A 16,257-nucleotide genomic window follows, 5' to 3' on the forward strand; every position below is an offset into this window, starting at 1 on the left:
TTGGCTTGGCGCAACAAACCAGATGGCATGAGGTTTGCCTGGTGGATGGCATCAGGCTTGCATAGTGAAAAGGCTGACCAGTTGACAACCGTCAGTTTGCAGACCGTTCCACTCATCAACACAACAGGAGTTCCTCATGACGCTGATCCGTCGAAATTTCATCACTGGTGCTGCCGTCGCTGGCGGGATGCTGAGTGCGCCCGCTATCGTCCGCGCGCAAGCCAAGCTCAACTGGAAAATGACCAGCGCCTACGGCAAAGGGTCTCCGTTCTATATGGATGGCCCTGGCAGTGCAACCGACCTTGCCAAACGCATTCGTGAGATGTCGGACGGTCGCCTGAACATCCAGGTCTTCGGTGCAGGTGAACTGATCCCGGCCTTCGAGGGCTTTGACGCAGTGCGCGCCGGCACGGTGGAGATGAACCACGCCAACGCGTATTTCTGGACTGGCAAGACCGCCGCTGCCCAGTACTTTACCGCCGTGCCCTTCGGCATGAACTTTCAGGGCATGAACGGATGGTTGTACGACGGCGGCGGCATCGACCTGTGGAACGAGGTCTATGCGCCTTTTGGCATGGTGGCAATGCCCTGCGGCAACACCGGCGTGCAGATGACGGGCTGGTTCAAGAAAGAGATCAAGACTGTGGCCGACCTCAAGGGCCTGAAGATGCGCATCCCGGGCCTGGCTGGCAAGGTGTACGCCAACCTGGGCGTGGACGTAAAGGTGCTGCCGGGCGGCGAGATCTTCCCGGCGCTGGAGCGTGGGGTGATCGACGCGGCCGAGTTTGTGGGCCCCTTCCAGGACCGCCGTCTCGGCCTGCATAAAGCCGCCAAGTACTACTACACCACTGGCTGGCACGAGTCCTCCACCGTGTCTGAACTGCTGATCAACAAGGCCGCCTGGGACAAGCTGCCAAAAGACCTGCAGGCTATCGTGAGCAACGCCTCTGCCGCATGCAATGTCATCAGCGAAGGCTGGTGCCAGAAGGCCAACTCTGATGCCATGGAAGACCTGATCAAGAATCAGGGTGTCATCGCCAAGCCCCTGCCCGACGAGGTGATCAAGGCGCTGCGCGCGGAAACCAACAAGGTGCTGGCCGAAGGGATCAAGGACCCATTGACCAAGAAAGTGCACGATTCGTACATGGCATTCAAAGCCAAGTACGACCGCTGGAGCGAGATCAGCGAAGAGGCTTACCACATCAAAGTTCGCGGTTAAGTGGGGAATTCGCATCATGCTCAAGGCATTGCGGCCCCTGGCCGCGTTCATCGAGGGTCTGATCGACCGTATCGGCTCGCTCACTGCGTGGATCGCGCTGTTGATGATCGGCCTGGTCGCCACCAACGTGTTTCTTCGCTACAGTTTCAGCTTCGGCTCGGTCTGGGCGCAAGAGCTTGAGTGGCATCTGCTGGCCGCCCTCATCCTTCTGGGCATGAGCCACGCGCTGCAGCGCGGTGAGAATGTGCGCGTGGACGTGTTCTACGCTCGCTTCTCGCCAGCGCTCAAGCGCGTGATCGACGTGATCTCGGTGCTGCTGCTGATTGCGGTGAGCTTGGGCTTCATATGGCTGTCACTCGGTTATGTGGAGCAGTCGCGTTCGATCAGAGAAGTCTCATCAGACCCGGGCGGCATTCCCTACCGGTGGGCTGTCAAGGCGCTGATTCCGCTGGGCTTCGGGCTGCTGGTGTTGCAACAATTGGCGCAGCTGCTGCGACTGCTGGATGCACCTCGTTCCACCACCGAAGGGACGACCCATGTTTGAGATGTCGACCTACGCCATCCTGATGCTGGTCGGCTTCTTCGCGATGCTGATGATCGGCATCCCGGTGGCCATCAGCCTGGCGGTCACCGGCTTCTTCTTTGGCTGGCTGGGCTTTGGCGAAACGCTATTCAACCTGCTGCCCGCGCGCTTCTACGGCATCGTCAGCGGCTACCAATGGATGGCGATTCCACTTTTTGTGTTCATGGGTGTGATGCTGGAGAAATCACGCCTGGCCGATGACCTGCTCGACGTGATGGGCCACATTGCTGGCGGCCTCAAGGGTGGCATGGCCATCGGCATCGTGCTGTTCGGTGTGCTCATGGGCGCCACCACCGGCATCGTGGGCGCCACCATCATCACGCTGGGCCTGCTGACACTGCCCACACTCATCAGACGCGGTTACGACAAGAGCGTCGCCTGCGGTGTGATTTGCGCCTCCGGCACACTGGGGCAGATCATCCCGCCCAGCCTGATCCTGATCCTGCTGTCTGACATCATGCAGCTTTCTGTGGGCACGCTGTTCGCCGCCGCTGTGGGACCGGGCATGCTGCTGGCTGCGGTCTATATCGTCTACTTGGTCATCATGGGCTGGATCAAGCCCGAGACCATGCCGCCGATCCCGATCGCCGAGCGCGACGCGGTCTCGCGCCGACAGCTCTGGATTCGCTTCTTCAAGGTGCTGCTGCCACCGGTGATGCTGGTGGTGGCAGTACTGGGCTCCATCGTGGGCGGCATTGCAGCGCCCACGGAGGCCGCGTCCATGGGCGCCGTCGGTGCGGTGATCATCACCGCGCTGTCGGGTCGCTTCAACTGGGCCACGCTCAAGGCCACCGCGCTGGACACCAGCAAGATCACCGCCATCATGATGTTTATCCTCATGACGGCGCAGGTGTTCGCCCTTGCCTTTCGCGGCCTGCAGGGCGAAGAGCTGATCGTGAGCATGTTTGACGCGCTGCCCGGAGGCACCAACACCGCCATCTGGTTCATGATGCTCATCATCTTTGTTCTCGGGTTCTTCATCGAGTGGATCGAGATCAGCTACATTGCGGTGCCGCTGTTTCTGCCGATCCTGATCTCGCAGGGCGTGGACCCGGTGTGGCTGGCGATGCTGATCACGGTGAACCTGCAGTCGAGCTTTCTTACGCCGCCGTTCGGCTGGGCGCTGTTTTATCTCAAAGGCGTGGCACCGCCAGAGGTAAACATCAAGGACATCTACAAGGGCGTGGTGCCCTTCATCCTGCTGCAACTTTTAACTCTTGGGCTGGTGTTCCAGTACCCGCAAATCGCCCTTTGGCTGCCTAAAGCGATTGGCTGGTAACTGACTTTGCCCCTGTAATCTGTAATCTGCATCCCACAATCCAGATCACGCGTTGGCTTCCTTAGGCTGATTTGCAAGCCAAATTTCCTCGGACTGCATCGGGCGGACAAATCCCACCGTCGAATGCAGTCGAGGTTTTTTTACAGAAGCAAGCAATGGTTTGATTTTTGGTATCTCGCCGTGTCTTAAGCCACACTGCCACGGTATGTGGCTATCATGAACCGATGAACCAGACGCGCAGCAAGAGACTAAACATGCGGGCAAGAGTTGTGGCGGGATCGATGACCCTGGGCCTGCTGTCCATCTGCACCTGGCTCCACGCGCAGACACCCGTCCCCGGCAACCCGACCTTGCTGCGCGAGCTCAACACCATCCGGCAACAGGGCTGCGGCGAAGGCCCGGCGGGAACGCCCGCGCTGCGTGAAAACGCCGCGCTGTCGCGGGTCGCCGCATTGCTGGCCGATGGCAGCAAGCTCGACGAGGCCCTCAAAACCGCCAACTACCGCGCCGTGCACGCCACACAGATCACGGTGCGCTCATCAACCGCGCCGGCGACACTGCTGCCAAAAACACTGGGCAAGGCCTGCGCGGCGGTGATGCACCCGCCGATGACAGACGCCGGCTTTCACCAGCGCGGCAACCAGCTCTGGGTGGTGGTGGGCCAACCCTTTGTCGCACCCGCTGCCGCGCAGGGCGAACAGGTCGAGGCCCGCATCCTGGCGCTCGTCAACGCCGCACGGGCCCAACCACGGCGCTGCGGCAAGGAGCTGTTTGTCGCCGTGCCGCCACTTCAGCATCAGTCCCTGCTGACAGAAGTCGCTGCAGGCCACGCCGCCGACATGGCGCAACACAGTTACTTCAGCCACACCGCCCGCGACGGCAGCACCGTGGCTGGCCGCGCCACACGTATGGGCTACCGCTGGCGCAACATCGGCGAAAACCTGGCCGCCGGCCAGATGACGCCCGAGCTGGCCGTGCAAGGCTGGCTGGACAGCCCCAGCCACTGCGTCAACATCATGTCGCCAGCTTTTGTTGAAATGGGTTCCGCGTTTGTGGTGAACACCTGGAGCGCGCAGGCGATTTACTGGGTGCAGGTGTTTGGGGCCGGGCGCTAAGGCTACGTACTTGCATGATGCGCGCCGACCGACGCTGGCATCGTCAAATCAGCCGCTTGAGCAAACCCATCACCTGGTCAAACCGCTTGCCATACGGCGGGTAAAACAAGTCGCCCCGCGCCCACTTCGACTGCACCAGCACCGGCTTTTGCTGCGTCAGGCGCAGAAAGCCGGCCTCGCCGTGGTAGCTGCCCCAGCCGCTGTCGCCGACGCCGCCGAAGGGCAAATTCTCGTGGGCGATGTGCATCAAGGTGTCGTTAACGGTGACGCCGCCGCTGACGGTGCGGGCCAGCACGGCATCGCGCGCCGCCGCATCGGTGCCAAACCAGTACAGCGCCAGCGGGCGTGGCCGGGCGTTGATGTAGCTGACGGCTTCGTCCATGCTTGCGTAGGCCAGCACCGGCAGGATGGGGCCAAAAATTTCTTCGCTGAGCAGCTTGTCATCCGCAGCCGTGTCGAACACCAGCACCGGCGCCATTTGCCGTGCCGCGCTGGCCGCTGCGCCACCGGGGTTGACCACCTGCAGCCGCGCACCGCCGGCCTCGGCCTGGGCCAGCAAGGCCTGCAGGCGCTCATGGTGGCGCGGGCTGATGATGGCCGCGTAATCGGGGTTGCCGGCAATCGTGGGAAACAGCGTGGCCACGGCCCGGGCAAAGGCTTCGCCGAAGGCGGCTTCCTTGCCGCTGGGCACCAACACGTAGTCGGGCGCAATGCAGGTCTGGCCGGCGTTGAGCAGCTTGCCATGGGCAATCTTGATGGCAGCGGCATCAAGGTCGCAGGACGCATCAACAATGCAGGGCGACTTGCCGCCGAGCTCTAGCGTGGTCGGCGTCAGGTTGGCGGCCGCCGCTTCGGCGACCTTGCGCCCAACGGCAGTGGAGCCGGTGAAAAACAAATGGTCAAACGGCAGTGTGGCAAATTCTGCCGCCACCGCGCCGTCACCCTGCACCACACAAACCTCGTCAGGGGCAAACACCTGGCCCAGCAGTTTCTCCAGCAGCGCAGAGGTGGCCGGTGTCAACTCGCTCGGCTTGAGCATCACGCGGTTGCCGGCGGCAAGTGCCGTGATGACCGGGCCCAGCGACAACTGCACCGGGTAGTTCCAGGGCGACACCACCCCCACCACACCGAGCGGCTGGCGCTGCAGAAAAGCGCGGGCCGGCAGCAGGTACAGCGGCGTGCCAACTTTCACCGGTTTCATCCATTTCGCCAGATTCTTCAAGGTGTTCGACAACAGGGAGCGCAACACAAACAGGTCGGCAATCTCGGTGAGCTGTGGCGAGCGCACGCCAAAATCCTGTTGCACGGCCTGCGCCAGCGCGCTGCCGTATTCATCGAGCAGGCGGCGCAGGCGCAGCAGGCGGTCGCGGCGCAAGGCCAGCGGCACATCAATTTGTGCGCGGCTGGCGTGGTGCTGGGTGTCGAACAAAGAGCGCAGGGAGGGGGTGGGCGTGGTCATCGGGCGATGATAGGCCGCAGTGTGTGCTGGCGGTAGGTGGCTGACTCCAGGCGGGTGAGGCAGCAGATAATCTGGCCATGACATCGACCCTCACTGAGAGCCCCGCCGTCCAGCGGCTTGAAGCCGCGCTGGCAGCCATCACCGCCGCTGGCGACGAAGGCCGACGTATTTTTACCCGCGTTTACCCAGACACCGCCCGCGCCGCTGCCCAGGCCTCTGACCTGCGCAGAAGCGCAGGCAAGCGGCTGGGCCCGCTGGACGGCCGCATTGTCTCCATCAAGGACCTGTTCGACGTGGCCGGTGAAGCCACCACGGCCGGATCACAACTGTTGCAAGGTGCGGCGCCGGCGGCGCACGATGCGCTGGTGGTCAGCCGTCTGCACGCTGCGGGCGCCGTGATCATCGGCAAAACCAACATGACCGAGTTTGCGTTTTCAGGTGTGGGCATCAACCCGCACTACGGCACGCCCGGCAATGCGCTGGACCCCCGCCGCATCCCCGGCGGTTCATCGTCGGGCGCAGGCGTGTCGGTCGCGCGTGGCATGGCCGACATTGCCATCGGCTCCGACACGGGCGGCTCGGTGCGAATTCCCTCGGCGCTTAACGGCCTGGTTGGCTTCAAGCCGACACAGGCCCGAGTGCCGCGCGACGGCGCTTACCCACTGAGCTTCACACTGGACTGCGTGGGGCCGCTGTGCCGCAGCGTGGCCGACGCGGCAGCCACCGATGGTGTGTTGGCCGGCACGTCCGACCAACCCTTGCCGTCCCGCGCGGTGGCCGGTCTGCGGCTGGGCGCGCCGCGCGGCCTGCTGTTCAGCCAGACGCAGGACGCGGTGCTGGCTGCGGTGGAACTCGCACTCGGCCAGTTGGCAACTGCGGGCGCCACGCTCAGCAATGAGTCACTCGATGATCTGCTGGGTGAACCCTTCCGCCTGCAGGAAGGCGGCACGCTGGTCGCCGCCGAGGCGGCCTGGATTCACAAGGCTGGCGTCGCCACGCGGCCCGAAGCCTACGACCCCATCGTGCTCGGCCGCATCCGCCGCGGCCAGACGCTGGACGCCGCCACTTATGTCGGCATCCAGCAGGCACGCGCCGCGCTGCTGCCCGCGCTCGACGCCCGCATGGCCCATCTCGATGCGCTGGTACTGCCCACGGTGCCCTTGCTGGCGCCGCTTATCGCCGACGTGCAGGACGAAGATGTCTTTTTGCGTACCAACGCCTTGCTGCTGCGCAACCCCTCGGTGTTCAACTTTTTCGACCTGCCGGTGCTGTCGCTGCCACTGCCAAGCCAGAACGGGCTGGCCGTCGGGCTGATGCTGGTCGGCAAACGCGGCGGGGACCGCGAGCTGCTGGCGCTGGGCGCGGCGGTGGAAGCGCTGCTCAGGGTCACTTGATGCACTGTCGCGGTTCAGACCAACGCCTGAAAATTTAAGCCAAATCAGGCTGCAGCCCATGCCAGATAATCGCAAACAGCTACTGATTTAATAGCAAGAAGCGCTGTACTCAATACAGCGTGGCCCGCTGCCGCTCCGCCAGCTCCCGGTCGTACTTCTCGCCATCAATGGCTGCCGCCGTCAGCGCGGCCAGTATGGTTCCGGTGCTGGGCAGGCGTGACCGCGCATCGGCTGCAGGCGGTTGCCACAGGCCCGAGCGCTGAATGGCCCGCGCGCATTGGAAAAACACCGCCTCCACCTTGACGACGATCACACATTTGGGCAACTGCCCCTGCACGACAAACCGCGCCAACATCTCCGGCGCCGTGGTGACGGTGGCTCGCCCGTTGACACGCAGCGTCTCACCCACGCCGGGGATCAGGAACAGCAGCGCCACGCGCGGGTCAGCAAGAATGTTGCGCAGGCTGTCCACGCGGTTGTTGCCGCGGCGCTCGGGCAGCAGCAGGGTGGTGTCGTCCTGCAACTGCACAAAACCGGGCGCGTCGCCGCGCGGCGACGCGTCCAGCCCGTCGGGGCCAGCTGTCGCCAGCACCGCAAACGGCGAAGCTGCAATCAGCGCCCGGTAATGCGGGTGAACGAAGGCCACCTCTTTGCGGATGGAAGCGTCACCAACGTCGCCAAAAAGCGCTGCCAGTTGTGTCGCATCTGTGATGGCATGGGGGTCTGGGGGGAGGGTCATGTGACGGCCTGTTAACGAGGCCAAATTATCGGCGAGGCCGGATCCTGGGCGATGCATCACCGGCGTAAAAAAGTCTCGGAAACGTTGGCGGCTCAAACCTGGAAAATACCCCCACGGCCAGGGCGGGCTCGCTGCCCGGTGCGGCACCAGGGCGCGCTTGACCAGACAATTCTTTTCACCATGACAGCACTTTCCAACTTCCCCATCACAAGCAAATGGCCTGCACAACACCCTGACTGGCTTCAGCTTTATTCGCTGCCCACGCCCAACGGCGTTAAGGTGTCCATCATGCTGGAGGAGACCGGCCTGCCCTACGAGCCGCACCTCGTCGATTTTGCGACCAACGAGCAGATGTCGCCGGCGTTTTTGTCGCTGAGCCCGAACAACAAGATCCCCGCCATCCTCGACCCGCACGGCCCCGGTGGCAAACCGCTGGCCCTGTTCGAGTCCGGCGCCATCCTGATGTATCTGGCCGAAAAAACCGGTCAATTCCTGTCGCAGGATGCGGCGACACGTTACGAAACCATCCAGTGGCTGATGTTCCAGATGGGCGGCATCGGCCCGATGTTTGGCCAGCTCGGCTTCTTCCACAAGTTCGCCGGCAAGGACTACGAGGACAAACGCCCGCGCGATCGCTACGTCGCCGAATCAAAACGCCTGCTTGGCGTGCTCGACAAACGCCTCGAAAGTCGCAACTGGATCATGGGTGACGACTACACCATTGCCGACATCGCGACCTTCGGCTGGGTGCGCAACCTCAACGGGTTTTATGACGCCGGTGAGCTGGTCGATTTCAACAGCTTTGTCCACGTCAAGCGCGTGCTGGAAAGTTTTGTGGCGCGCTCTGCGGTTGTCAAGGGCCTGGCCATACCGGCACGGGCCTGATCACGCGCTGGCGCCGGTACAGGGCGTCAGCCTGCCAACTGTCTGGGCAGCAGGCGTGCGTACTCCTTCTTGACCACCGCGTAACACTCGCAGGACCGTTTCTCAAGGCCAAGGCGGTCCAAAACCGTGATGCGGCCGCGCGCGTATTTGATCAGCCCCGCGTCCTGCAGCTTGAGTGCGCTTTCTGTCACGCCCTCGCGGCGAACACCCAGCATGTTGGCGATCAGCTCCTGCGTCATCACCAGCTCGTTGCCGGGCAATCGGTCCAGGCTCAGCAGCAGCCAGCGACACAGTTGCTGGCCCAGCGAATGGTGGCGGTTGCAGACCGCGGTCTGCGACATCTGCGTGATCAGCGCCTGGGTGTAGCGCAGCAGCAGATGCCTGACGGGGCGGGATGTGTGGAACTCTTCGGTGATGACACTGGCTTTCATGCGAAGACCCAGGCCGGCGCTTTGCACCACGGCACGACTTGAGGTGGAGTTGCCACCCATGTAGAGCGAAAAGCCGACAATGCCTTCATTGCCCACCACTGCAATTTCTGCCGAGTCGCCGTTTTCCATGACGTACAGCAGCGAGACGATCGCCGAAGTGGGAAAAAACACATGTGTCTCGGTATGGTCTGCCTCGTACAGAACCTGACCCAGCGGCAGGTCGACCAGTTCCAATTCTGGGAGCCAGCGTTTCATTTCGGTGTCGGGCAAGGCGGCGAGCAGGCGATTGAGTTTGGCCTCGCCTGAGCTGGGGACGACCACGCGGTGAGTCGCTGGCTTTTTCTTGCTGCCGGTGCTGGGCTTGGTGCGGGGAGGTGCGATCGGCATGGTGGCCCTGGGTCAAACGAGACTTGCTCCAGGAAGCCAAAACACGGCACGCCCAAAAAGCCTTCATGGCCCACTCTAGGGAGCCGATGCTTGGTTGTATGTGCGCTACCGAACCTGTTTGAGCGCCAACGTAGCTTGCCTACAGCAGCGCGGGCATTTGCACTACAGGTCCGACAAGCTGGTCCCTCGGTGCGGCAAGTCGGCGGGCCTAGACCGGGCTTGGGCCGAGCACGGCGCGGGGAAATCGGCGGCACTGAAACCTGGCGAGGTGGAGGAACGCGGCCAATGTGCGTGCCAGGGTGTATAAACTCAACCCAAGTCAAAGTCAGGCGCATAAAGCGCCACAACACCAGGGAATTTCAAGCATGGGCGCGCAGTGGAAAGCAAAAGGCAAGGAATTGGCGGCCAATGCCAAAGGCAAGGTCTTCGGCAAACTTGCCAAGGAAATCATGGTCGCCGCGCGCAGTGGCGCCGACCCGGCTCTGAACGCCCGGCTGCGGCTGGTGGTCGAGCAGGCCCGCAAGGTGTCCATGCCCAAGGACACGCTGGAGCGCGCCATCAAGAAAGGCGCCGGCCTGACCGGCGAGGCTGTCCATTTTGAACATGTGATTTATGAAGGCTTTGCGCCGCACCGCGTACCGGTGATGGTCGAATGCCTGACCGACAACCTGAACCGCACCGCGCCTGAAATGCGGGTGTTGTTCCGCAAGGGACAGCTCGGCACTTCGGGCTCGGTGGCCTGGGACTTCGACCATGTCGGCATGATCGAGGCCGAGCCCGCAGCCGCCGGCGCCGACCCCGAGCTGGCCGCGATTGAAGCCGGCGCCCAGGACTTTGAAGCCGGTGAGGAAGAAGGCACAACGCTGTTTCTTAGCGATGCCACCGACCTCGACATCGTCAGCCGCGCCCTGCCGGCCCAGGGCTTCACCGTGCTGTCTGCCAAACTCGGCTACAAGCCGAAAAATCCGGTGGACCCGGGCTCCTTGAGCGCCGCCGAGCTCGAAGAAGTCGAAGCTTTTCTCGCGGCCATTGACGCCAACGACGATGTGCAGACCATTTACGCGGGCCTGGGCACTAGCCTGCCGATCAACTCCATTTGAAACCAGCATGAACGACACCGCCGCCCTTCCTCCCCTGCCCGACCACCTGTCCGTGGACCCGCGCAGCCCGCACCACGTCGCCGCCGTGTTCGAACACGACATCGGCATTCGTTTCAACGACAAGGAGCGCACCGACGTCGAGGAGTACTGCATCAGCGAACGCTGGATCAAGGTGCCCGCCGGCAAGGCGCTGGACCGCAAAGGCCATCCCTTGATGATCAAACTCAAGGGCAAGGTTGAGGCGTTTTACAAGTAACGGGCGCTCGGCCACACCTGTCGGTCATCAATAAAAAAGCCCTCCAGCCCATAATTGGCGGGCGCAGGCAGCTATCAAAAGAGGAGCGCCTTGACCGGCCGGGGATCAGTTGTCGGCGACGGTCGCGCCCACAATCGCGTGACGCGCCAGCGACGCGGCGACAAACCCGCTGTTTTTCATGCGGGCTACAAAATCATCGAGAAAAGCAGCCGCAGCAGCGCTGCGCGCTTTCGGCATGGCCATCGCCTGGTTGATCACCATGAAGCGCTCGCCCAGCAGACGCACGCCGCCAACGCGGCGCGCGTCCGCCTCCAGCCCCTGCTTCACGCCGGACGACACTTCCAGGCCGTCCTTGAGCATGGCATCAACCACCGCTTCTGACGTGGGCACCTGCACCAGCGTGGCGTGCTGGATATGGCGCTGCAGGTACAGGCCGTAGGCACTGCCGGCACCCATCACAATGCGTGTGCCGGCGCGGTCCACGTCGGCATTGGTCCGGATCGTCGAGGCTTCCGGAACGAGGTAGTAGCCCTCAATCTGCACATAGGCCGGCGTGAAATGTGTGGTCGCGGCGCGCAGCGGATCAATCGCCATGAAACCGATGTCGGCCTCGCCGGCAGCCAGCGCCGCCACCGATTTGGCGGCGGTGTCGAACTGCAGAAAATCCACCGCCACGCCCAGCTCACGCGCAAATTCACGCGACAGGTCGATGGTGACACCGGCCGGCTTTTCCGTGGCCGTGTGGCTGTGTGCCAGCACCGGGTTGCCCATGTTCAGCGAAGCGCGCAACCTGCCCGCAGGCGCAAATTCCTTGGCCAGATCAGTCATCGAGAAATCCTCCCTTGTAAAAACTCCAGGCCGTGCCGTCATGCAAATAAAAATAACCGTCGGCGCAATCATCCTTGCCGGGGAAAAACTCCCGGTAGGCCTTGGGCACCAGGCGCTCAAGCTGCGCGTCGGAAAGTTCGTCGAATTCTTCAGGGGTGATGGGCTGGCCGACCCGGAGTTTGCGTTCCATGGCCAGCCTCACTCGCCCATCAGCGCGCGCACATGCGCTGCCGTGCCACTGGCCAGGCCTTCCAGGCTGTAGCCACCTTCCAGAACGGACACCACACGGCCATCGGCGGTTTCGTCGGCCACCTTCATCAGTTCGCGGGTGATCCAGTGGTAGTCGTCGTCGGTAAACTGCAGTCCGCCCAGCGGGTCCAGGTGGTGGGCGTCAAAGCCGGCCGAGATGATCAGCAGCCCAGGCGCGAACTTGCGCAGGGCGGGCAGCAACTGGGTGGTCATGGCCGCGCGAAAGGCGCTTGACCCCGTGCCGCGCGGAAAGGGCACGTTGACGATGTTGCCGGCCACACCGGTTTCATGGCGCTCGCCGGTGCCTGGGTAAAACTGCGACTGGTGGCAGGAGCCGTAAAACAGGTCGGGGTCGTCATAGAACGAGTTCTGCGTGCCGTTGCCGTGGTGCACATCGAAGTCGACCACCGCGACGCGCTGGATGCCGTGTTGCTCGCGCGCATGTAGCGCGGCAATGGCGGCCTGGTTGAACACACAAAAACCCATGGCCTGGTCTGCCTCGGCATGGTGGCCGCAAGGGCGTGTGGCGCAAAAAACATTGGCCGCCTCCCCGGACACCACATCGTCCACACCGGCACAGGCCGCGCCCACACAACGCATCACCGCCTCCAGCGAACCCGGCGACAGGATGGTGTCACCCGCATCAAGCGCGCGGTAGCCCTCGGTCGGCGACGCGGCCTGAACCTGGTCCACATAGTCGGGCGTGTGCACATGCAGCACCTGCTCGAAGGAAGCCATCGGCGCATCGCGCCAGACTGCGCCCGAAAATTCCGGTGTCTTCAGTGCCTGCAGCACGGCTTCGAGGCGCGCGGGCGACTCGGGGTGATGCGGACCTGGGCGGTGGTCAAAGCAGGCTTGGTGGGTGTAGATCAGGGTGGTCATGATGGTCGCAGTAGCTGGACACCCATGATAGCGAACCCACCGTTCAACCCGGCGCCACCTCGGACCTGAACACGCCCGGATTCTGGATCGGATCCACATCGACCGGGATCGTGCTCTTGGGCGGAAAGCGCCCTTCGAGCAGCAACTTCGACAGCGGGTTTTCAATTCGCTGCTGGCCAGTCGCAAGAAGATGATGCCAGCTCAATAAAGCGTGGCCCGCTGCCGGTCTGCAAGCTCCTAGTGAGTCCAAAAGACTCGACGTCTTGCCCGCAGAGACCTTGAGCACGTGCGTGTAAATCATCGTCGTGCAAACATCGCTGTGGCCGAGAAGCTTCTGAGCCTCACGAAGGATCAGAACTTATCGGTTGATGAACCGATTTGCTTGACCCAACAGCCCAGCTGTCGGGGTTCGCTCAAGCAGTCGCAGCGATTGACTATCGATAACCAAACACTGCCAATAGCTAACACCAGCAGCCGCGGGAAAGCCCGTCAGATCGGCCGCGACGGGCTGCTTGCAATGCGCCTTGGCCATCATTGGCCGCGCTCGCAAGCAGTTCGCACTTGCAGCCCCCACGCCTTGAGCTTTCAGCATCAAATCCAACCCCGGCCCTTTTTCAGTCAGCGCTATTAGCTATTAAAGTTGTAGCGTCACCCCACCAGATACCGCGCCACCGCCTCCTCATCCCAGGCCATGCCGCTGCCCGGCGCTTCGCCTGGCGTGAGATTGCCCTCGATCACTTCAGGCGGTGACTGCAGGATAGGCGAGGCCCAGTCCATGTATTCGAGCCAGTGACAGGTGGGTGTGGCGGCCAGCAGGTGCACGCTGACTTCCGGGAACAGGTGCGACGACATGGGAATGTCTTGCGCGGCGGCCAGCGCTGCGGCTTCCATCCAGCCCGACACGCCGCCTATGCGCTCGGCGTCGGGCATGACAAAGTCGGTGCAGCACGCCGCCAGCGCGGTGGCCATGCCTTTGGGGCCGGCGAAGTTTTCGCCGATCTGCAGCGGTGTGGCCAGCTCGCGCCGGAGTTCGGCATAACTGGCGTAGTCGTCGTGACGCATGGGCTCCTCGATCCAGTACAGGCCCTCGCCGTCCAGCATGGCGCAGCGCGCAGAAGCGTCGACCATGTTCAAGGCCTGGTTGTAGTCGGCCATCAGCGCGACGCTATCGGGCAGCGCCTGGCGCACGGCTTGCACGGCGGCCAGGTCGGCCTGCGCGGTCGGGCGACCCAGGCGCATTTTGATGCCGGTGAAACCGCCCTCCAGCAATTCAAGCGCTTCATCGGCGGCCTCTTGCGGGCCGATCAGGCCCAGGCCGTTGCTGTTGTAGGCCTGGATGGGCCGGGGCTCGGAGCCGAGCATGCGCACCAGCGGCAGGCCGGCAGCTTTGGACAGCGCATCCCACGCGGCCATATCGACGCCGGCAGCCGCCATCGACATGATGCCGCGCTGGCCGATCAGGCGCGCGGCGTCGGCCATGGCTTTGCGAAGCAACATCGGCGTGACAGGCTTGCCCTTGAGGCGCGTGCCGACGTCGGCCAGTATGGCCGAAATGGCGCCGCCTGCCGCCTGCAGATAACAAAACAGGTAGGCATGGCCGGTAATGCCCTCCTCGGTGTGCAGATCGACCAGCAACAGCGGCGCCTGCCGCATCACTTGCGCACTGGTCCACAGCGGCCGGTTCATCGGCACCGACACCACACGCGCCGAGATGGCGCGCACCGTCAACAAGGCAGGCGCATCACGCATGGGGCTTGCCCTCTGAATGTATCGCCAGGATGTTGAAGACCGCCGTGTTCATGGGCGTGGCGACGCGCAGCTTGTCACCGCGGCGGCTGACGTCGCCGCTCAGCCACTGCAGCTCCAGCGGGTTGCCGCGCTCCAGGTCGCCGTGCATGGAAGACGTCATGGTCTCTGGCAACTGGTCGCAAAAAGCCATGCGGTTGGCCAGAAAACCGTCAGGCAGCGCCACGCCTTCGGCCAGACCGACGGCAATCGCCTCCTGCAGCAGGCCGGTCACCAGTTGGCGCGATTGCGGATGGGCGCGCACCTTGCCGATGGGGGTGCGGGTGGCAGCGGTGCTGCCCGACAAGGCCACGAGGAAAACAAACTTTTCCCAGATTGTTTTGTTGATGTCGTCGCTAATCTCGGCGTCGATGCCGGCAGCCTGGCAAGCCGCCAGAAAGCGCTCGATGCGCTCTGAGCGGCTACCGCCATATTCGCCGAACACCAGCTTTTGCATGCTGCCGGTGTGACTGATGACGCCTGGGCTGGCGATGGACGCCGCGATGTAGCAAACCCCACCAACCACGGCGGCCTTACCCAACGCGACCTGCAAAATTTCGTCCTTGACCACGCCGTTTTGAAACGAGATGACGGCCGTGTCCGGGCCGATCAGCGGGCGAATCTCCTCGGCGGCCGATGCGGTGTCCCACAGCTTCACGCCGAAGAGCACGAGGTCCACTGGGCCGACTTCTCTGGGGTCGGCGGTGGCCTTGGCGCCCTGGATGTGCAGGTCGCCCGCCGCGCTGGTGATCTTGAGCCCATTGGCCTGAATCGCCGCCAGATGTTTGCCACGCGCAATAAAAGTCACGTCGCAACCGCTTTGGGCCAGCTTCGCCCCAAAGTAGCCACCAACACCGCCTGCGCCCATTACTGCGATTTTCATATTCAACCTTTTTTTAAATGATCGTTTAATAATACATGAGAACTTTCAGTTGTAGTTTTAACTGCTATTTTTCATTTCACATTGGTAATAACGAAAAAATATAGCTGCAAGGAGCTCTATTACAAGAACGATCGTTATATAATTTTCGCATGGGAAGACCGCGCGAATTCAATACCGACGACGTGCTCGACCGCGCGGTTGACGTGTTCTGGGCGCGCGGCTTTGACGCCGTCGGCGTGCAGGAGATCTGCCGCGCCACCGGCCTGAATCCGGGCAGTCTTTATTCGGCTTTCGGGGACAAGCGCGGCATCTTCGTGCAGGCCCTCCAACGCTACATGCGGGTGGTGTCGCACGAGGCCATCGGACGCCTGAACGGCAACCCGTCGGGCTTGGCCAGCTTGGAGGACTATTTCGCCAAACTGATTGACGCCATGGTGGACGGCAAGCGTCAGTGGGGCTGCTTGGTGACCAACTCGGTTGTTGAGTTTGCGCTGCGCGACGCCGAGATCGCCGAGGCCTTCCGGCTGCACCTGACACGCCTGGAAGTTGCTTTTGAAGGTGCCGTCGAACGTGCAAAACGCGCTGGCGACGCGCACCCGGCACTGTCGGTGGGGGAGACCGCCACCTTTCTGGTATGTACGGTGCAGGGCTTGAACGTGCTCGCCAAGACGCGGCCCGAACGGCGGGTGCTGCAAGCGGTGGTCGCCACCGCGCTTGGCACACTGGCCGGTTCAGCCGCAGGCGGCGCCCTGCACTGAGCCATTCAGCGCTCAGAGCGTTCGG

The 16,257-nt window shown here is 62.9% G+C and carries 17 protein-coding genes and 1 pseudogene; 9 read left to right on the forward strand and 9 right to left on the reverse strand.

Features of this window, described 5'->3' with window-relative positions; genetic code table 11:
- The first annotated feature begins 136 nt into the window (after positions 1 to 136).
- From ACH2CW_RS03070 to ACH2CW_RS03085, 4 genes are all read left to right on the forward strand, one after another.
- Positions 137 to 1,219, forward strand: a complete 1,083-nt coding sequence (locus ACH2CW_RS03070; protein WP_395055380.1) for a TRAP transporter substrate-binding protein — start codon at positions 137 to 139, stop codon at positions 1,217 to 1,219.
- A gap of 16 nt (positions 1,220 to 1,235) precedes the next feature.
- On the forward strand, positions 1,236 to 1,763 hold the full coding sequence (locus ACH2CW_RS03075) for a TRAP transporter small permease subunit (RefSeq protein WP_395055381.1): 528 nt from the start codon (positions 1,236 to 1,238) through the stop codon (positions 1,761 to 1,763).
- Entirely contained in the window at positions 1,756 to 3,081 is a 1,326-nt protein-coding gene (locus ACH2CW_RS03080) for a TRAP transporter large permease subunit (protein ID WP_395055382.1), read from the forward strand. The genes ACH2CW_RS03075 and ACH2CW_RS03080 overlap by 8 nt, the downstream gene beginning before the upstream one ends.
- A 254-nt stretch (positions 3,082 to 3,335) precedes the next feature.
- The gene (locus tag ACH2CW_RS03085; RefSeq protein ID WP_395055383.1) at positions 3,336 to 4,196 is read left to right on the forward strand and encodes a CAP domain-containing protein; all 861 of its coding nucleotides are present in this window, start codon (positions 3,336 to 3,338) and stop codon (positions 4,194 to 4,196) included.
- Positions 4,197 to 4,239: 43 nt separating this feature from the next.
- On the opposite strand, the gene ACH2CW_RS03090 is transcribed toward ACH2CW_RS03085, so the two are convergent.
- Positions 4,240 to 5,655, reverse strand: coding sequence for a coniferyl aldehyde dehydrogenase (locus tag ACH2CW_RS03090; RefSeq protein ID WP_395055384.1), 1,416 nt, complete (start codon positions 5,653 to 5,655; stop codon positions 4,240 to 4,242).
- A 77-nt stretch (positions 5,656 to 5,732) separates the two neighbouring features.
- Here ACH2CW_RS03090 and ACH2CW_RS03095 point away from each other — a divergent pair, with 77 nt between their 5' ends.
- Complete coding sequence (locus ACH2CW_RS03095) at positions 5,733 to 7,049, forward strand: amidase (protein ID WP_395055385.1); 1,317 nt, start codon at positions 5,733 to 5,735, stop codon at positions 7,047 to 7,049.
- A gap of 109 nt (positions 7,050 to 7,158) precedes the next feature.
- Here ACH2CW_RS03095 and ACH2CW_RS03100 read toward each other — a convergent pair whose 3' ends face one another.
- Positions 7,159 to 7,788 carry a pyridoxamine 5'-phosphate oxidase family protein gene (locus ACH2CW_RS03100; RefSeq protein ID WP_395055386.1) on the reverse strand — a complete coding sequence of 210 codons (630 nt, stop codon included), beginning with the start codon at positions 7,786 to 7,788 and terminating at the stop codon, positions 7,159 to 7,161.
- A 180-nt stretch (positions 7,789 to 7,968) separates the two neighbouring features.
- Between ACH2CW_RS03100 and ACH2CW_RS03105 the strand changes: the two genes are divergently transcribed.
- On the forward strand, positions 7,969 to 8,673 hold the full coding sequence (locus ACH2CW_RS03105) for a glutathione S-transferase N-terminal domain-containing protein (protein WP_395055387.1): 705 nt from the start codon (positions 7,969 to 7,971) through the stop codon (positions 8,671 to 8,673).
- Between the two features lie 26 nt (positions 8,674 to 8,699).
- Here ACH2CW_RS03105 and ACH2CW_RS03110 read toward each other — a convergent pair whose 3' ends face one another.
- Entirely contained in the window at positions 8,700 to 9,359 is a 660-nt protein-coding gene (locus ACH2CW_RS03110) for a Crp/Fnr family transcriptional regulator (RefSeq protein WP_395055412.1), read from the reverse strand.
- 497 nt (positions 9,360 to 9,856) lie between these two features.
- Between ACH2CW_RS03110 and ACH2CW_RS03115 the strand changes: the two genes are divergently transcribed.
- Together ACH2CW_RS03115 and ACH2CW_RS03120 are read left to right on the forward strand one after the other, a co-directional pair.
- Positions 9,857 to 10,591 (forward strand): YebC/PmpR family DNA-binding transcriptional regulator, encoded by a 735-nt coding sequence (locus ACH2CW_RS03115; protein WP_395055388.1) that lies wholly within the window; start codon positions 9,857 to 9,859, stop codon positions 10,589 to 10,591.
- Positions 10,592 to 10,598: 7 nt separating this feature from the next.
- The gene (locus ACH2CW_RS03120; RefSeq protein ID WP_395055389.1) at positions 10,599 to 10,847 is read left to right on the forward strand and encodes a DUF3297 family protein; all 249 of its coding nucleotides are present in this window, start codon (positions 10,599 to 10,601) and stop codon (positions 10,845 to 10,847) included.
- Positions 10,848 to 10,952: 105 nt separating this feature from the next.
- Here ACH2CW_RS03120 and ACH2CW_RS03125 read toward each other — a convergent pair whose 3' ends face one another.
- The 6 genes and pseudogenes from ACH2CW_RS03125 to ACH2CW_RS03150 form a co-directional block, all read right to left on the reverse strand.
- Positions 10,953 to 11,675, reverse strand: a complete 723-nt coding sequence (locus ACH2CW_RS03125; RefSeq protein ID WP_395055390.1) for a transporter substrate-binding domain-containing protein — start codon at positions 11,673 to 11,675, stop codon at positions 10,953 to 10,955.
- A complete protein-coding gene (locus tag ACH2CW_RS03130; RefSeq protein ID WP_188708628.1) occupies positions 11,668 to 11,865 on the reverse strand; it encodes a hypothetical protein in 198 nt (65 codons plus the stop codon). The genes ACH2CW_RS03125 and ACH2CW_RS03130 overlap by 8 nt, the downstream gene beginning before the upstream one ends.
- 8 nt (positions 11,866 to 11,873) lie before the next feature.
- The gene (locus tag ACH2CW_RS03135; protein ID WP_395055391.1) at positions 11,874 to 12,806 is read right to left on the reverse strand and encodes a histone deacetylase family protein; all 933 of its coding nucleotides are present in this window, start codon (positions 12,804 to 12,806) and stop codon (positions 11,874 to 11,876) included.
- Between the two features lie 238 nt (positions 12,807 to 13,044).
- Positions 13,045 to 13,155, reverse strand: a pseudogene (locus tag ACH2CW_RS03140) (integrase); the annotation flags it as partial.
- A gap of 299 nt (positions 13,156 to 13,454) precedes the next feature.
- Positions 13,455 to 14,555: an enolase C-terminal domain-like protein gene (locus tag ACH2CW_RS03145; protein WP_395055392.1), complete on the reverse strand. Its 1,101-nt coding sequence runs from the start codon at positions 14,553 to 14,555 to the stop codon at positions 13,455 to 13,457.
- The gene (locus ACH2CW_RS03150; RefSeq protein WP_395055393.1) at positions 14,548 to 15,474 is read right to left on the reverse strand and encodes a ketopantoate reductase family protein; all 927 of its coding nucleotides are present in this window, start codon (positions 15,472 to 15,474) and stop codon (positions 14,548 to 14,550) included. The genes ACH2CW_RS03145 and ACH2CW_RS03150 overlap by 8 nt, the downstream gene beginning before the upstream one ends.
- A gap of 149 nt (positions 15,475 to 15,623) precedes the next feature.
- Here ACH2CW_RS03150 and ACH2CW_RS03155 point away from each other — a divergent pair, with 149 nt between their 5' ends.
- Positions 15,624 to 16,232, forward strand: coding sequence for a TetR/AcrR family transcriptional regulator (locus ACH2CW_RS03155; RefSeq protein ID WP_395055394.1), 609 nt, complete (start codon positions 15,624 to 15,626; stop codon positions 16,230 to 16,232).
- The last annotated feature ends 25 nt before the right edge of the window (positions 16,233 to 16,257 follow it).

Origin of the sequence: Polaromonas sp., from assembly GCF_043778355.1 — a bacterium.
Classification (GTDB): Bacteria; Pseudomonadota; Gammaproteobacteria; order Burkholderiales; family Burkholderiaceae_C; genus Polaromonas.

Coding starts and splice junctions, on each gene's coding strand:
- ACH2CW_RS03070 (WP_395055380.1), top strand. CDS start 137: ATGACGCTGATCCGTCGAAATTTCATCACTGGTGCTGCCGTCGCTGGC.
- ACH2CW_RS03075 (WP_395055381.1), top strand. CDS start 1,236: ATGCTCAAGGCATTGCGGCCCCTGGCCGCGTTCATCGAGGGTCTGATC.
- ACH2CW_RS03080 (WP_395055382.1), top strand. CDS start 1,756: ATGTTTGAGATGTCGACCTACGCCATCCTGATGCTGGTCGGCTTCTTC.
- ACH2CW_RS03085 (WP_395055383.1), top strand. CDS start 3,336: ATGCGGGCAAGAGTTGTGGCGGGATCGATGACCCTGGGCCTGCTGTCC.
- ACH2CW_RS03090 (WP_395055384.1), bottom strand. CDS start 5,655: ATGACCACGCCCACCCCCTCCCTGCGCTCTTTGTTCGACACCCAGCAC.
- ACH2CW_RS03095 (WP_395055385.1), top strand. CDS start 5,733: ATGACATCGACCCTCACTGAGAGCCCCGCCGTCCAGCGGCTTGAAGCC.
- ACH2CW_RS03100 (WP_395055386.1), bottom strand. CDS start 7,788: ATGACCCTCCCCCCAGACCCCCATGCCATCACAGATGCGACACAACTG.
- ACH2CW_RS03105 (WP_395055387.1), top strand. CDS start 7,969: ATGACAGCACTTTCCAACTTCCCCATCACAAGCAAATGGCCTGCACAA.
- ACH2CW_RS03110 (WP_395055412.1), bottom strand. CDS start 9,359: ATGAAACGCTGGCTCCCAGAATTGGAACTGGTCGACCTGCCGCTGGGT.
- ACH2CW_RS03115 (WP_395055388.1), top strand. CDS start 9,857: ATGGGCGCGCAGTGGAAAGCAAAAGGCAAGGAATTGGCGGCCAATGCC.
- ACH2CW_RS03120 (WP_395055389.1), top strand. CDS start 10,599: ATGAACGACACCGCCGCCCTTCCTCCCCTGCCCGACCACCTGTCCGTG.
- ACH2CW_RS03125 (WP_395055390.1), bottom strand. CDS start 11,675: ATGACTGATCTGGCCAAGGAATTTGCGCCTGCGGGCAGGTTGCGCGCT.
- ACH2CW_RS03130 (WP_188708628.1), bottom strand. CDS start 11,865: ATGGAACGCAAACTCCGGGTCGGCCAGCCCATCACCCCTGAAGAATTC.
- ACH2CW_RS03135 (WP_395055391.1), bottom strand. CDS start 12,806: ATGACCACCCTGATCTACACCCACCAAGCCTGCTTTGACCACCGCCCA.
- ACH2CW_RS03145 (WP_395055392.1), bottom strand. CDS start 14,555: ATGCGTGATGCGCCTGCCTTGTTGACGGTGCGCGCCATCTCGGCGCGT.
- ACH2CW_RS03150 (WP_395055393.1), bottom strand. CDS start 15,474: ATGAAAATCGCAGTAATGGGCGCAGGCGGTGTTGGTGGCTACTTTGGG.
- ACH2CW_RS03155 (WP_395055394.1), top strand. CDS start 15,624: ATGGGAAGACCGCGCGAATTCAATACCGACGACGTGCTCGACCGCGCG.